The organism is Pseudomonas sp. yb_2, assembly GCF_043103905.1.
GTDB lineage: Bacteria > Pseudomonadota > Gammaproteobacteria > Pseudomonadales > Pseudomonadaceae > Aquipseudomonas > Aquipseudomonas alloputida.
The window spans coordinates 120,340-134,763 of record NZ_JBICKH010000025.1 but is presented as its reverse complement, the minus strand read 5'-3'; the positions used below and the strand labels follow the sequence as shown (position 1 = coordinate 134,763).

Genomic DNA, 14,424 nt, shown 5'->3' with positions numbered 1-14,424 from the left:
GCTATGCGTGATTCAAAGGCAGACTGACACGAATCCGGCATCCACCCAACTGCGACACCAGCGCCTGCAGCTGCCCGCCGTGGGCCTGGGCGACCGAACTGCAGATCGCCAAGCCCATCCCCATGCCACCGGTCTTGGTGGTATGAAACGCATCGAATACGCGCTCACGCTCGTCCGCCGCGATCCCCGGCCCGTTGTCGTCCACGCAGATCTCCACCTCGTCCTCGACTACCGCCGACGTAATCTTCAGCACCCCGTCACAGCGATACCCCGCCAACGCTTCCAGGGCATTGGTAATCAGGTTGAACACCAGCTGCTGCAACTGCACCGGGTCGGCTGTCACGCACACCCCGACCTTCAGCCGTGTCTGCACATCCACCTTGCCCTTGGCGGCGTCGGCCGAGGTCAGGCGCACCACCTCGCGGATCAATTCGTCCAGCTTCACCGCCTTGAGTTGCATCGGTGACTGCTTGGCCAGGGACCGCAGCGCCCGCACGATGTTGCCGGCCCGTTCGCTGTCGTTGCGGATGTCTTCCAGGCCGGCAATCGCTTCTTCCAGGTCGGGTTTGGCGCGTTTGAGCCAGCGCAGGCTGGCCGCGGCATTGGAGGCGATGCCCAGGAGCGGCTGGCTGATCTCGTGGGCGATGGACGCTGACAGCTCATTCATCGCCTGCAAGTGCGCACTGCGCGCCAGTTCCGCACGCGAGCGGCGCAACTCGGCCTCCATCTGGGTGCGGATCTGGTTTTCCTCGGCCAGGCGCGTGTAGAACTTGGCCGTTTGTAGCGACACCGCTGCCTGCGAGGCGAGGATTTCCAGCATGGCCAGGCGCTGACTGCCGAACAGGTTGGGCACGAGGCGGTTTTCCAGGTACACCAGGCCGATCAGCACGCCCTGGATCACCAGCGGCAGGCACAGCACCGAGCGGGCGTTGCGCGCCTGCAGCTGTTGGCGGAAGGCCTCCGGGCACTCACTGAGGGCATCGTTGAGCACCAGCGGTTTGCGGGTGCGCATGGTGGTGTTGATGACCGACAACGGTGCTTGGGTCATGAACTTCTGGCAGTTGTCCATGCTCACGTGCAGCCCGGCATCGTCGATGTAGGCCAGGGCGGCCATCTGGAATTCGGCGCCGCTTACAATCAGCAGCGCGCCATGGTCGGCACCGGAGTGCTGGGTCAGGTGGCCCATCAGGGTTTCGATCAGGCCTTCGAGCAGCACTTCTTCGGACAGCGCCCGCGCGGCTTCGATGCCGGCTTCGAGGTCCAGCCTGGCCTGGTGGGTGGCGCGATAGGTCTCCTGAATCGGCTGGGTACGCAAAAACGGATGCAACGTCTCCAACTGGTGCACCTTGCCGGTCGCGCCCCAGATGTGGAAGCAGTCGCGGGCAATGCGCAGGTGCAGGTTGGCGCCCGAGATCAGGCCGCTGGGGATGCACACCTCGGCCAGCTGTTCATGGGCCAGCGCCTGCTCGTGGATGAAGCCGGCAGCGGTGGCGGCGATTTGCGCCTGGTCGAAGCAGCGGATCGCGGCCAGGCCGTCGCCTTCGAGCTTGGCGATCACGCCTTCGATCAACAACTGCTTGCTGCGGAAGGTGGCCGGGTTGAAGCCGGCCCAGCGGCTAAAGCGCTCGCGCAGGGCCTGCAGCTCGGGCAGCTTGTCGATAAGGCTGCCTTGGGCCTCGGGGCTGCCCAGGGCCAGGCCGCGGAACAGGTGATAGTCGGCCAGGTTGATGTGCGCCGGTGCGGCCCAGGTGTTGTCGCCGGCCAATGCCAGGTCGCGCATGGTCTTTGGGATATTGCCCATGTAGAAGGCGCACATGGCGGCGAACAGGTGTTGGAAGAACCGCGTGGTGGGCGACTTCGAGGCGGTGGCCGGGGCGGGGCAGGGCGTGCCGCTCAGGTTGGCGACGAACGCTTGCTGTGCCAGCAGGATCTGCTCGATATCGCCGTAGCCGTGGCGACGTACAGTGGCCAGGCCTTGCGCCACTTCCTCGACCACGTCCGGCAGGTAGCGGCCCATGAACAGCGAATCTGAAACCAGGTGGTTGCAGGCATAGCAGCTCATCGCCAGGTCACCGCTCAGGCGCGCCGAGTCGACCGCGTCCAGCGCGGTACGTCGGGCGAATTCCATGGGCGAGGTCCAGGCGCTGACCTGATCCAGGGCCAGCAGCGCGCTGGTCAGATCAGCGTCGAAACCGTGCCGTTCGATCAGCTTGAGCGCGGCCAGGCAACAGGCATGGCCATCATGGTAAGCGCCAAAACGCTCGGCAATCATCACGCCGTACCAGGCCATGCCGTAGGTGCTGCCAGGGGCAACGCCGTGCAGTAGCGACAACTCCATGAGCTTGGCCAGGTGCAGGAAGCTGATGTCGTCCTTCACGAAGAAGGATGATGACAGAGTGGCCAGCAGGCTGATGGCAACCGTCACTTCCTCCGAGTCGGTGCGCGGCAGTGACTCCAGGCAATGCCGGTCCTTCTGTTCGATCAACGCCTGCACATGGGCATGACTGGCCTCGACCTGCTGCCAGTCGAGGCCCCGCACCGGGCTGATACCCAGTAAGTCCAGGCCGGCCAGGGCGCTGTCGATGGCCGCCTGATAGTCACCGCGCAAGGTGTACAGCAGCGCCTGCAGCCGGCACGCCCGTGCCTGGTCCAACACCGAGCGAGCACGCTGGCGGCATTCAGTGAGGCGGGCCTCGGCCGCGATCGTGCGTGACAGTTGCATGTCGCACTCCGTCGCCATGCAGGCGATGGCAAAGCCATGCGTGGCGCGGCTTTCCAGCGTGGCGCTGTGCTGCAGCAACTGCTCGGCGGTGTGCAGGTAACCAGCGGCCTGCTCGAAGGTGCCCGCGTCGCGTGCGCATGATGCGGCTTCGCGTAAAAGCTGCAGGAACGCTTCGCAGTCATCCGCTGCAAACCCGCAGGGGCTGGCGCGTTGTAGCTGGCTGGCGAGCTCGAACAACACCTCGTGCGTTCGCCCTGGCCAAGCCTGGCGCATGGCCAGGGCGATACGTGCATGCAGCGAGGCGCGCTGGTGCACGGGCGTGAGTGCATAAGCGGCCTCCATCACCCGGTCATGAGTGAAGCCCAAGCCGTTCTGGCCCGGTTGCAGGAAGCCAGCGCCAATCAAGGCTTTCAAGGGTTCGCCTGGCGGTTGGGCGAGCACTTGCCGAAGCAGGTGTTCATCGCAGTGGCTGCCCGCCGCGCTGACGACCCGCAACAGGTCGCGTTGCGGTGCCGGCAGGCGCTCCAGACGGTGGACCATCAGGTCGGCGACATTGTCGGAGTAGCAGTGCCGGGCCACGGCCTGCAGGCACCAAGACCAGCGCATGGCCTGGGTGTCGAAGATGAACAGCTGGTCTTCGACCATGGCCCTGAGGATCTGGTTGATGAAAAACGGGTTGCCCGCCGTCTTGCCATGCACCCGTTCGGCCAGTTGAAATGCGGCCTCGGGGGCAACATGGAAGCGCTCGCCAATCAGCTCGGCCACCGCCCCAACGGCCAGCGGCCGCAGGTTCAGCGTGGTGCTGCGCACCGCTGCGGGTATGGCCAGCGGTGCGCTGGTGGTGGGCGTATCGTTGCACCGGGTGAAAATCAGCAGCAGGTTGGCCGGCGCTTCAGCCAGCAGTTGGGCCAACAGTTGCCGGGTGGCGTCGTCGGCCCATTGCAGGTCGTCGAAGAACAGCACCAGCGGTTGGCCAGGCCGGCTGAAAACCTGCAGGAATTCAATGATCGCGTGCAGTTCCTTCTGCAACGCAAGGCGCGTGGGCTTGGCGGGTGATTGGGGCAGGGGGCCGAGAATCAGTTGCAGGTCCGGGGCCAGTTTGCCGAGCAGACGACCATGACTTTTGATGCGGCGCTGGATTTCGCGGCGCAGGGTGACGAGGTCCTGACTGTTCTTGGCCAGCAACTGGGTAGTCAGGGCACTGAGTATTTCGATCCAGGGCGTGTAGGGCACTGCTTGGGTGTGGCTGTTGCATTTGCCGACGGCCCAGTAACCTTCGGCGTTGGCCTTGAGAGCGGCTTCGACCAGGCTCGACTTGCCCATGCCAGCAGCGCCGTTGATGACCAGGGCTTGTGGTTTGCTATCGCGATTCAAGGCCTTGAGCAGCAGGGTGATAGCCTTTTGCTCGGCGCCGCGGCCAAACAGGCGCGCGTGGCCGGGCGCTACCGGGTCGGCGCAGCCTGGGGTGAAGGGTGCCATGGTTTTGTGGGCGGCCCACTGCCGCTGGCAGTGAGCCAAGTCCACTGCAAAGGCGCGCGCGCTCTGGTAGCGGGCGTCCGGCTCTTTGGCCAAGGCCTTTGCCAGGACCAGGCTGAGGGAGTGCGGCACCTTGCTGTCCGCTTCGCTGGCCGCCCGCGGCTGCACACCAGCATGCAGCTGTCGCCAGTGCAGGGTGTCGCGCCCGGCCAGCGGCAGTTCGCCTACCAGTAACTGGTAGAGGATTGCCCCCAGGGCATAGATGTCACTGCGTCGGTCGCTGCTGCTACCGTGCGGGCAAACCTGCTCCGGCGCCAGGTAGGCCCAGTTGCCGAGCGGGGTGCCCTGTTCGCTGATCCGCTCTGCTGGGTCGGCACGAAAGAAGCCCAGGCGCACCCGCTGGTGGGCGCGCAGGTACACATGTTCAGGCTGCAATGTACCGTGCAGCACATTGCGTTCGTGCGCTTGCGCCAACGCATGGGCAGCGTTCACCGCGATGTCGAGAAACGGCTCCAGTGCAGCAGGGCCTTCAGCGATCAGGTCGGCGACTGAGCGCCCGGCCGGGTACACCAGCAACGGGCCTTCGGCCGAGCGCACGAACGCCGAGGGGATCACCGCCCACTGCGGGTCCAGTTGCAGGCGGTAGTCACGTTCCAGGCGCTGACAGGCGGAAGGGGCCTCGAGCGGCGCGCGCACGGCGATCCAGGCCTGATTTGTGGCTGGGTCGCGCAGGCGGAAATAGCTGAGTTCACCTTCCTGGCCCAGCGCGCTGACCTCGCACCGCTTCAGCCAGCCCTCGTCGATTGACTGGTCGTAATCGATGGGCCTGTGGGCAAGGCGTTCATCGAGCATAAAGCACCCCCGCTAGCGACATCCTGAGGCGCGAGTATACGCAGCGGGCCCAGCATGGATGCGGGTTACAGCCTGCTTGGCAGGAACGGGCACGCTGTTGTCCGTTATCGTCCCCTTGGGGCAGGCGGGCTTTTGTATAGTCCTTGGGCCAACCTATCCCTCGGGATAATTGTCTGAACGCCAACGCTGGCCTAGGCTGCCCAGGGCAGCGAAAACGCCCGTGCCCGCGCGAGGAAGCCATGATCCGAATAGGCAATGCCCAGGTGTCGCTGGAGCGGCGCGAAGTCTTTGTCGACGGCAAGCCGATCCTGTTGGGTGGGCGTGCTTTCGACGTGCTGGCCACGCTGATCAGGGCCAAGGGCCGCGTGGTCGGCAAGGACGAGTTGTTCAGCCAGGTGTGGTCCGGCACGGTGGTCGAGGACAATAACTTGCAGGTTCAGGTGTCCTTGCTGCGCAAGGCCTTTGGCGACCGTGGCCTGATCCAGACCGTTCCGCGCCGGGGCTATCGCCTGGCCGCGCAGATCAGCCTCGAGGAGCCTGGTGAGGCATTGGGCAGGTCGTTGCTGCGCAGCCTGGCCGAGACTGTCGAGCCGCTCGATGAGCGCGTGAATGTGCCGGTGTTGGTGGTGGATGACGACTCGTCGGTGCGCACCGCGTTGGGCCGGCTGTTGCGCTCGCAGGACATCCCGCACCACTTGTTTGCCAGTGCCGAGGCGCTGTTCGAGGCCCGCCTGGAAACCCCCTGTGCCTGCCTGCTGCTGGACATGCACTTGCCTGGCACAAGTGGCCTGGAGGTACAGGATGCGCTGTGCCGGCTGGCGCTGCCCTGGCCGATCGTGTTCATGACTGGTTTCGGCACCATCCCGATGACCGTCCAGGCCATGCGCGCCGGGGCGGTGGAATTTCTGACCAAGCCGTTCGATGAAGACCAGTTGCTGACCCTGTTGCAGACAGTGCGCGCCCGGGCCGTGGCCGAAGGCCACAAGTGGCTGCAGGCGCGGCAGGTCGAGGAAAAGTACCAGCGCCTGACTCAGCGTGAGCGCCAGGTCTTCTCGCTGGTGGTAGGCGGCTTGTCGCACAAGCAGATCGCCAGGCAGATCGGCACCAGCGAGGTGACGACCAAGGTGCACAAGAAGAACATCATGAACAAGATGCAGTCCCGCTCGCTGCTGGAGCTTGCGGCCATGCACAACCTCCTCGGAGCGCGGTCTGCGAGCCTGGGCGGCGCATGAGCAGAGGGGTGTGCATCGTCGACGACGATGCCTCGGTGCGCAAAAGCCTGGCCAACCTGCTGCGCTCGGCGGGGTTCGAGACCTTGTCGTTTTCCGCCGGGCACGCATTCCTGGCTTCGCCACTGGCGGGCGAGGCGGGCTGTGTGTTGCTGGACCTGAAAATGCCGGGGATGAGCGGGCTGGAGGTACAGCGTGAGCTGGCACAGCGGGGGTGGCGCTTGCCGGTGATCTGTATGTCGGCACATTGGGACGATGGCTCGGTACGGGCAGCGATGGGCCTTGGGGCACTGGCCTGCCTGGGCAAGCCGTTTTCTGAAGAGGTGCTGCTGAAGGTGGTTGAAGAGGCTTTGGCTGGCGGTCAGTGAGGTATGGCTGTGCCGGCCTCTTCGCGGGTGAACCCGCTCCTGCAGGGGGGCATCACAACCCTGGCAATCTAACTGCTCCCCGGTCGGTACTGCAGGGCCTCGGCCAGGTGCGCCCGGCCAATCGTCTCGCATCCCTCCAGGTCCGCCAGTGTCCGCGCCACCTTCAACAACCGGTGCGCCGCCCGTAGCGACAAGGTCAGCCGCTCGCAGGCCCCTTCCAGCCAGACTTGGTCCGCCGCTACCAACCCACAGTGATGCCTTAAACCTTCAAGGTCGAGAAATGCATTCGCACACCCTTGTCGCCTGTGCTGCAGCTCCCGCGCTTCAGCCACCCTGACGGCGACATCGGCACTGGTTTCACCGCAAGGCTGGTTGTTCAATGTAGTGCTCTCGCGAGCCACGGTCAGGTGCAGGTCGATGCGGTCCAGCAGTGGCCCGGACAGCTTGTTGCGATAGCGCGCGATCTGCTCGGTGCTGCAACGGCAGCGGCCAGTGGGGTCGCCCAGGTAGCCGCAAGGGCAGGGGTTCATCGCTGCCACCAGCTGGAAACGCGCGGGGAAACGCACTTTGTCGCGGGCACGGGCAATCACGATTTCACCTGACTCCAGTGGCTCGCGAAGCACTTCCAGTACGCGCCGCTCAAACTCCGGAAGTTCGTCGAGAAACAACACGCCGTGATGGGCGAGCGTGATTTCACCTGGTTGCGGTCGGCTACTGCCACCGACCAGCGCCGGGCCGGACGCAGAGTGATGGGGGTGGCGAAAGGGTCGCTGTGGCCAGCTGTTCAGCGGCGCTTTCCCGCTGACCGACTGGATTGCCGCCACTTCCAGCGCTTCGTGCTCGTCCAGCGGTGGCAGCAGCCCGGGAAGGCGGCTGGCGAGCAAGGTCTTGCCGGTGCCGGGCGGCCCGGTGAACAACAGGTTGTAACCATATACACCAACAAGGCAAGCGGGGCACGAAGTTAGCATCGTGATGCGCATGCACAAACTCATGAAAAATGCAACTAAATTTACATGTATGTATTGACAAATAGAGAAAGTGAGTTACACTTTCCAGGCTTGAAAAAATATTCAAGTCCCTCCATTGGAACTCCCCGCCTGATTCGCCATAGTACAGTTTCAGCCTTCGCTTACTATGGCCAAAAACTTGTTGTCGATCCAAGGATCAGAATGATCGGCACCGGAAGATGCGAGAAGAAGACAGTTGTACAGGATGGCAGGTTTATTTCTTTACTTGCCTCAATGTAATCCCAGCCAGTGGGAGCAACGAAAACTGGCACCTATTCAAGATTTGCCCCGCAACGGGGTAATGCCCGCACTTGCTCCTGTCGAGTGTAATTAGTTGTACCACAAGCCCGAAGCTCATCCCGAGAACGGGCTTTTTTCACATCCAAGCAAACTCAACATACATACCATAGGTAACATAAATGGCAAAACAGCGCCCACTACGGCTACGGACCTGCGTGTCTTGCGGCCGAAACTTTTACAGCCGCAGCAGCCTTAGCCAATATTGCTGTGTCGCCCACCAAGTTAAAGAATGGCGAGCACGAAACAGTGCCAGCCAGGATCAACTAGAGCAGGCGTACACAGAACAAGAGGCAGTGAAGAGCAACGAACAACAGGTTGCCGCATAAATGAAACTATACCATCAAATTGACCACTCATCTGGCGAAGTGCTTGGGCTTACTACAGCCCGCTATGACTTGGAAACCTTCCATTACCTCCTAGAGCATGATGACGATTGGAGATTCCTGGATGCCTGGAGCAAATCTTGGCCTGGAGTTAACCCCCTAGTCTCAGAGCTGAAGCTGTTTCGTAAATGGCTGAACGTTCAACGTCAATTCAAGGTTATCCACCTTCGACCTGAGGGCATCACACAATGACAAACACCAACATCTGGTTAGAAGTCGATAAAAGCAACGGCGCCCTGCTGAGCTACTACCTTGAACGCCCAACTACTCAATCCGCAGCAGTGGAATATGTCGAAGCAACCCAGGATGAACTTCTCTACTTGAACACCCTGGAGGACTACATTCTCCCCGCTGGCACTGTAGTAACTCTGAGCGACCTACAAGAGCACAGGAAGCGCCTACAAGAGGCGAAAATAGCAAAGGCAGCCCAACATATTAAGGCAACCCAGAAAGCCCCTCAGAAGCCTTCTCAGGACGCTACAGCAGCAAACAAGAAACAATCCGAAAGCAAAGCAAGAATCTTCCAATTCAAAGCCGGATTCAAATCAGTCCGCCCCCAAGGAAAGTAAGTTATGACCACAAAATACAAATACGAAACTGACATTGTTGAGTTCTTCAAGCACGACGCCAACGAACTTCAACAGCTAGTTGACCAACGCACCGCACAATATTTCCGCCACTCTGAGTCGCCAGCATATCCACAGCTAGGCGCCCACGTTGATTGGTTCAGTGACAAACCGCTAACCCACGCCCTCAATGAAATGCTTGAGTGGACCAATAAAGGCTATGTAATCTCCGGTGCATTCCACCAGCTGCTATACCTGAAAGTGCAACTAAAAAAGCCTCAGGAGATGATTGACGCTGATCTAGTTGTACTGGCGAAGGAAGTAGCAGAGGAATATTCCGAACGTCGCTATGCTCGCAACGTTGCAGAGACTACCCGCCAGGTGGAAATCACCCTTGCCCGTAAAATCCGGGAACAGGAAGCAGCGGCAGCAAAAGCGTTGGCCGAAAAACTGGAAGCTGCTCGCCAGGAAGCACACGCCGCGTTGATCGCTGAATATGCCAAGCCCGCAAAGGCGAAGGCCAAGATTGACGCCCCGGCAGGGGTGGCAGCGTGAGAGACCAACCTAGCAACCACACCAGAGCGCTAGGCGTGAGTTTCACGGCTGATGAGTTCCACGGCCTTTGCTACCACGCACGACGCCACGAAATGCCTGTCCGTGAGTTCATAGAATGGGCCATGCGATGCTACGTCAACGCCTGGCGTCAGGATGAAGAAAAGGCCCAGGCAGGTACGAAACGGGGCCGGTGACGGCCCTTGATTCTACCGCACTAATTGTACAGAATCGCCCCGCTTAGCATCCCTCGCCCCAGGTCATCAGAGCCACCGCCCCCCAGTATTCAAGGGGCCGAAGCCCGTTTTACACCGTCCCAGACGATTCCCCACAGGGGCCAGTTCTCTAGGAGGTGAAAATGAAGACTCTGTAAGGCTATTCCCTGTACCAGCTATCACCCTGTAGGCGGAATTGAATATTGGAAACGTCTGAAGAAAAGACTAAGAGAAAGTTTACTGCTTACCTTCGCAGACCGATATGGACGTACCAGTACTCAGTCTTCTATGTGAACCGGGAAGATAGTGGGAATCTGCTGGAAGACCAGAAGCGCTTTAGACGGGAGCTGAAAAGGAAATTCCCTGATCAGCCCTTCCTAGTGCGAGTGCAGACGTTGCAGCGTGGTGCATCCCGGCAAGCGTACCTAACGATATACACCACACAGCAGACCGCAGGAATCGAAGCACTGGCGAAGCGTTATTTTCCCAGCGAAGTTAACGTACCAGGGCGAGCCGTTACGGTGGATGAGTGCGAAGTCAAAGCACACAAGATAATGACGCAAAAGCCCCAGGACTTAGCCAAGTTGCTCGGGGACGTGCGGATACGCAGATACGGAGTCATCAACAAGCATCTGCTGGAAGGCCATGAAGACGCATCGGAATAACTGGTTAAAAAATGACCAATAACTAATCTGGTTCAGGCATAGCCAGCAGCCCAACCGACAGCCGATCCTCCTGGAAGCGCCTATTTACGCGGCCTGCATCACAGTGGGGTTAAGCAATCCGCCCCCGACACTCGATTTCCCGCTGTATCGGCTGAACTTCAAAGCCCCACCGCCAGGGGCGCCAGCAAACAGCCTGATAAACCCTCCGGCAGACGCCACACCAGCCTGGCAGCAGCCACCATCCCCACCCAATCTGGATCGCCCTCCGGGGCGGAACAAGCAACGTGCCAACCTATCATTTGACTCTAGTCATCTGAGATAACGATAAACAGTTATCGACACCTATCAATCACCAGTTGATAGTTAGTCAAACGATAGGTTATCATTCAGCTATCACAAAATAAGACAAAGGATAAAAACCATGATTAACGCCCACCTCTACCTCCGCGCCTCAACCAACGACCAGGACGCAGAACGAGCCAAGCAACTTCTGCTGGAGTTCGCCCAGGACAACAGCCTGCAAGTGGCCGATGTGTACGCAGAGAACATCAGCGGCACCAAGCTGGAACGCCCTGAACTGGCCCGCCTGCTCGATTCTGCTGCATCTGGTGAAGTGCTGCTGGTGGAGTCGGTAGACCGCCTCTCTCGCCTCTCCCAGGCCGATTGGCAGCACTTGAAGGGCGTCATCAAGTCCAAGGGCTTGCGTCTGGTAGTTGCTGACCTGCCCACCTCCCACCAGCTCATCGCAGACAAAGGCATCACTGGCCAGATCATGGACGTTATCAATGACATGCTCATTGACCTAATGGCGACAATGGCCCGCCTGGATCAAGAGAAGCGGGTAGAACGCATCAAGCAGGGCCTGGACAACAAACGTGCCCGTGGCGAGAAGGTGGGCGGCAAGGGTCGCAACCAGGAAAAGTGGGAGAAGGTAGCCGACCTACTCAAACGTAACGGCAACACTATGGAAGAGATTGCCAAGCTGGCGGATGTAGGTATCGCCACCGTCTACCGGATCAAGAAGGAATTGACCATGTAAGGCCGCAGGAAGCGATTACAGCAACGTTCCGGGGTGGCCTTTGTCACCCACGATATTTCAACGAAATCGGCACCTATGGCCCTGCTGTAAGTCAGGAGCATCAAGGCCCGCGCCAGAGCCAGCAGGTTTTAGCCACTCCCCGCAACCTCGTCCGATATTTCCGCCCTGGAACACAGCCGATATTCCCGCCTGGGCAATGTGCCGTAGAAAAATTTTAGGGAATCTGGCCTTTGGAAAAATGCCTACCCTGCCAGCAGGCCCGAGCGTCCTGTAAGCTCCCTGGATCGTGCATCACCGCCAGGATAAGGGAATCCCTGATATGGACGACAAAGCCGCTGCAACCGCTGATGCCCTTGAGCTGCTGCTGATGAACCAGACAGCCCTGCGAGCTGCTATCGAGGAACTGAGTACCTGGATACGCCAGCGTGGCTCTGTGAACGTCCACATCAATGCGATGGTAGCTTTGCAAGCCCTCGACGCAAATGCGGATGCCATCACCTCCGCGATTGAACGCCTACGCTCATAGCCCACTCCAGGCTGTGCTTGTGTCCAGGTGACAAAGTGCTAGCACTGTTTTACTGTCTGCAAACACATTGCACGGAGCACTTATGAGCATCCCTGATCACATACTTGAAATTGTTAGAACCAATCCTACGCAAGCCGCACACAGTGCTTGTAACTACGCATTGGATATGGTTGATCAAACCGCCGAGTGGAGCGTTGAAGAGCACGAGTTACTACTCGAGTGCTATGCTTTAATCTCAGCAATGGAAGATGCTGGTTTGATCAGTATCTTTGCTGACCTTCGTGATATTGATGCCGATCTGCGTTCAGCTTGTATCAAGTTACATCAATACCTAGAAGCAGTTTACGAAGAGCTTGAAAAGGAACTCGCCGATCATCGCTTAAAGGCTATGAAATCGAGGTTTGCCGACCTCGTGGCTCACGGTTTTTCATATGAGTTTACTGAAGGTGATGTTAATCGAATCCAAGTTCTTATTAACGAGCTGAGAACACTGATTAGCGACAACACTGAGTTAGAGGACCAGCATAAGCGCCGGTTGCTGAAAAGGCTTGAAAAGCTACAGTCTGAAATGCATAAGAAGATGTCCGACCTGGATCACTTCTATGGTCTCACGGTTGAAGGGAGCGTGATGCTGAAGAAGGTCGGTGGAAACCTGAAGCCTATCGTTGATCGGATCAGTGAAATCACGAAAATCACATGGGCTACCCAGTCTAGGGCTGAAGACCTCCCTTCTGGAAGTGAGCCACCGCTGTTAGGGCACGATGACGACTCACATTCGCTAGAGTAGTCACGACTTAGGCGTCCTCCGGGAGGAAACATTCGATGCTTCCTCCTGTTCACTTGCATCATCCGAAGGGGTTACCGAACCATGCCCCGTCGATGCCACCTACGTGGTCACGGTATACGTCTTCTTCAGTGATTTCACCCTGTTCGATCTGCCTTTCCCAGATATCGTTATCCAGCGGCTGAGTGGACGTTTCTCCGTCTTTCCACTGAACACCGAACAACATCTTCTCAATCTCGTCGGTGATAGTCTCGTCGGAATTGTCCAGCACCCAGCAGCGAAAGTGGGTCGGGTTATGGCGTTGGAACACAACCTGTAGCTCCAGGCGTTTGAGCAAGCTGTTAGCAGCGGCTCTGCCTTCGTAGGTCACAAGGTCAATCTGCTTGAAGAAGTCGTCCCGGCTGATGACGCGGTGTGATGCAAGCTGTTGCCGAAGTTCTTCCCGTTCTGCCAGGGACTGGGCGTGTTCCTGTTCCAGGTTCTGGAGCAACTTGGCGCCAGCCATTGAGAAGTGGGCCGCCTGTACTTTGATAGCTCGCTCAAGCCTCTCGCCTATGTCTGCCAGTCTGCCCTCTGCAACTTCCAGGCTTCGACGAATCTCGGCACTTCTACCGTGGATCAGCGACAAGCTGTCAACGTTGGCCAGGATTTCCGTGAACACGGCTTCGGTCTGCTCGACCCGAATGCTGCCACTACGGCATATGCCTTTCTTCGCTGAATAGCACTGTAGGTACGTGTACCCCTTGGGCGGACGTCCCTTGTTGATCAGGTGCATCGCGTCACCGCACAGGCGGCACTTGGCCAGTCCCTGCCAGACATTGAAGTTCTTCGACTGCTTCGTCGTCCCTGCTGTCTTCCGCTGTTCCCGTGCGGCCTTCGCTTGCAGGAATACTTCCGGGGTGATGATTTCCGGGTAGTAGCCTTCGATGGGGTCACCGTCGTTCTCTCGCACACGCCCGACAAGGTGCGTCGGTTGGTATTCACCCAGCAACGCACGGTTGTTCAGAATCTTCTCCACAGAGCTTGTGCCCCATAGGCCGCTTTTGTTCCTGGGCTTTTCCTTCGTTGACCGTGTACTACCGAACACGGGCACGTTGTCCTGGTTCAGGCGACGGGAAATCATCGCTTGGCCATATCCCTGGATTGTCATATCGAATATGCGGCGGACTACCTCTACACGATCCCCAACTTCCTGGTAAACGCCTTCCACGAGTTTCAGCCAGTACGGACAGGCAGCACCGAGCGGCGTTTTCTTGTCTCGGGCGAGCACTCGCTTCTGCCTCCAGGCATCTGATACTCGCTTACCTTTGGTGCTGGATTCCTCGTGTGCCCGTGACATCGAGATAACCGAGATTACAAGGTCCGTTAGGTCGTAGTTCTTCGTGTACAGCCGTTTGTCGATGCTCGTGTAGATGCAGATTTCTTTCTTCAGCAGGTCCAGGAAGCGGGGCAGGGCTTCCTTCACTTCCTCGCGGCTGAGTCGGTCCAGGCTCTCGACGATCAAGTAGCTCCCGGCTGGAATGGTCCCGTCATTCACACACTTGAGGAACCGGCCAAAATCACCCGTATCGTCCAGATGCTCGGCCTTGAACGCGCTTCGCCCGCTGTCAAAGAACAGGTATTCCTTGGTATCAGCCAGCTCCAGGCCATTTTCGGCACAGTACGCCTCTGCCGCCGCACGCTGCCGCCTGTAGCTATCGCCCTTCGCCTGTTCGGGGCTGCTGAAACGAATGTAACTGT

10 protein-coding genes and 2 pseudogenes are annotated in these 14,424 nt (G+C 59.2%); 8 read left to right on the top strand and 4 right to left on the bottom strand.

The window, feature by feature from the left end; translation table 11 throughout:
- Window position 1: 1 nt before the first annotated feature.
- Window positions 2–5,050: an AAA family ATPase gene (locus tag ACF8FB_RS05870; RefSeq protein WP_392511114.1), complete on the bottom strand. Its 5,049-nt coding sequence runs from the start codon at window positions 5,048–5,050 to the stop codon at window positions 2–4.
- A gap of 239 nt (window positions 5,051–5,289) precedes the next feature.
- Here ACF8FB_RS05870 and ACF8FB_RS05865 point away from each other — a divergent pair, with 239 nt between their 5' ends.
- Window positions 5,290–6,282 carry a response regulator gene (locus ACF8FB_RS05865; RefSeq protein WP_049588349.1) on the top strand — a complete coding sequence of 331 codons (993 nt, stop codon included), beginning with the start codon at window positions 5,290–5,292 and terminating at the stop codon, window positions 6,280–6,282.
- A complete protein-coding gene (locus ACF8FB_RS05860) occupies window positions 6,279–6,647 on the top strand; it encodes a response regulator transcription factor (RefSeq protein ID WP_010955756.1) in 369 nt (122 codons plus the stop codon). The genes ACF8FB_RS05865 and ACF8FB_RS05860 overlap by 4 nt, the downstream gene beginning before the upstream one ends.
- Window positions 6,648–6,715: 68 nt before the next feature.
- Here the strand turns inward: ACF8FB_RS05860 and ACF8FB_RS05855 are convergent.
- A pseudogene (locus tag ACF8FB_RS05855) lies at window positions 6,716–7,573 on the bottom strand (YifB family Mg chelatase-like AAA ATPase); the annotation flags it as partial.
- Window positions 7,574–8,525: 952 nt separating this feature from the next.
- Between ACF8FB_RS05855 and ACF8FB_RS05850 the strand changes: the two are divergent.
- The 6 genes from ACF8FB_RS05850 (at window position 8,526) to ACF8FB_RS05825 (ending at window position 12,687) form a co-directional block, all read left to right on the top strand.
- Window positions 8,526–8,906 (top strand): hypothetical protein, encoded by a 381-nt coding sequence (locus ACF8FB_RS05850; RefSeq protein WP_392511113.1) that lies wholly within the window; start codon window positions 8,526–8,528, stop codon window positions 8,904–8,906.
- Between the two features lie 3 nt (window positions 8,907–8,909).
- Window positions 8,910–9,458 (top strand): hypothetical protein, encoded by a 549-nt coding sequence (locus tag ACF8FB_RS05845; RefSeq protein WP_392511112.1) that lies wholly within the window; start codon window positions 8,910–8,912, stop codon window positions 9,456–9,458.
- A gap of 415 nt (window positions 9,459–9,873) precedes the next feature.
- Entirely contained in the window at window positions 9,874–10,335 is a 462-nt protein-coding gene (locus ACF8FB_RS05840) for a hypothetical protein (RefSeq protein ID WP_392511111.1), read from the top strand.
- Between the two features lie 424 nt (window positions 10,336–10,759).
- Window positions 10,760–11,374, top strand: coding sequence for a recombinase family protein (locus ACF8FB_RS05835; RefSeq protein WP_392511116.1), 615 nt, complete (start codon window positions 10,760–10,762; stop codon window positions 11,372–11,374).
- 319 nt (window positions 11,375–11,693) lie between these two features.
- A complete protein-coding gene (locus ACF8FB_RS05830) occupies window positions 11,694–11,900 on the top strand; it encodes a hypothetical protein (protein WP_392511110.1) in 207 nt (68 codons plus the stop codon).
- 82 nt (window positions 11,901–11,982) lie between these two features.
- Window positions 11,983–12,687 carry a hypothetical protein gene (locus ACF8FB_RS05825; protein WP_392511109.1) on the top strand — a complete coding sequence of 235 codons (705 nt, stop codon included), beginning with the start codon at window positions 11,983–11,985 and terminating at the stop codon, window positions 12,685–12,687.
- 58 nt (window positions 12,688–12,745) lie between these two features.
- On the opposite strand, the gene ACF8FB_RS05820 is transcribed toward ACF8FB_RS05825, so the two are convergent.
- Together ACF8FB_RS05820 and ACF8FB_RS05815 are read right to left on the bottom strand one after the other, a co-directional pair.
- Entirely contained in the window at window positions 12,746–13,894 is a 1,149-nt protein-coding gene (locus ACF8FB_RS05820; RefSeq protein WP_392511115.1) for a recombinase family protein, read from the bottom strand.
- Between the two features lie 72 nt (window positions 13,895–13,966).
- Window positions 13,967–14,416, bottom strand: a pseudogene (locus ACF8FB_RS05815) (recombinase family protein); the annotation flags it as partial.
- Window positions 14,417–14,424 lie beyond the last annotated feature (8 nt).

Excerpts from the sequence above, each read along its gene's own strand:
- ACF8FB_RS05860 (WP_010955756.1), top strand. The coding sequence starts at position 6,279 with ATGAGCAGAGGGGTGTGCATCGTCGACGACGATGCCTCGGTGCGCAAA.
- ACF8FB_RS05825 (WP_392511109.1), top strand. The coding sequence starts at position 11,983 with ATGAGCATCCCTGATCACATACTTGAAATTGTTAGAACCAATCCTACG.
- ACF8FB_RS05845 (WP_392511112.1), top strand. The coding sequence starts at position 8,910 with ATGACCACAAAATACAAATACGAAACTGACATTGTTGAGTTCTTCAAG.
- ACF8FB_RS05870 (WP_392511114.1), bottom strand. The coding sequence starts at position 5,050 with ATGCTCGATGAACGCCTTGCCCACAGGCCCATCGATTACGACCAGTCA.
- ACF8FB_RS05850 (WP_392511113.1), top strand. The coding sequence starts at position 8,526 with ATGACAAACACCAACATCTGGTTAGAAGTCGATAAAAGCAACGGCGCC.
- ACF8FB_RS05865 (WP_049588349.1), top strand. The coding sequence starts at position 5,290 with ATGATCCGAATAGGCAATGCCCAGGTGTCGCTGGAGCGGCGCGAAGTC.
- ACF8FB_RS05830 (WP_392511110.1), top strand. The coding sequence starts at position 11,694 with ATGGACGACAAAGCCGCTGCAACCGCTGATGCCCTTGAGCTGCTGCTG.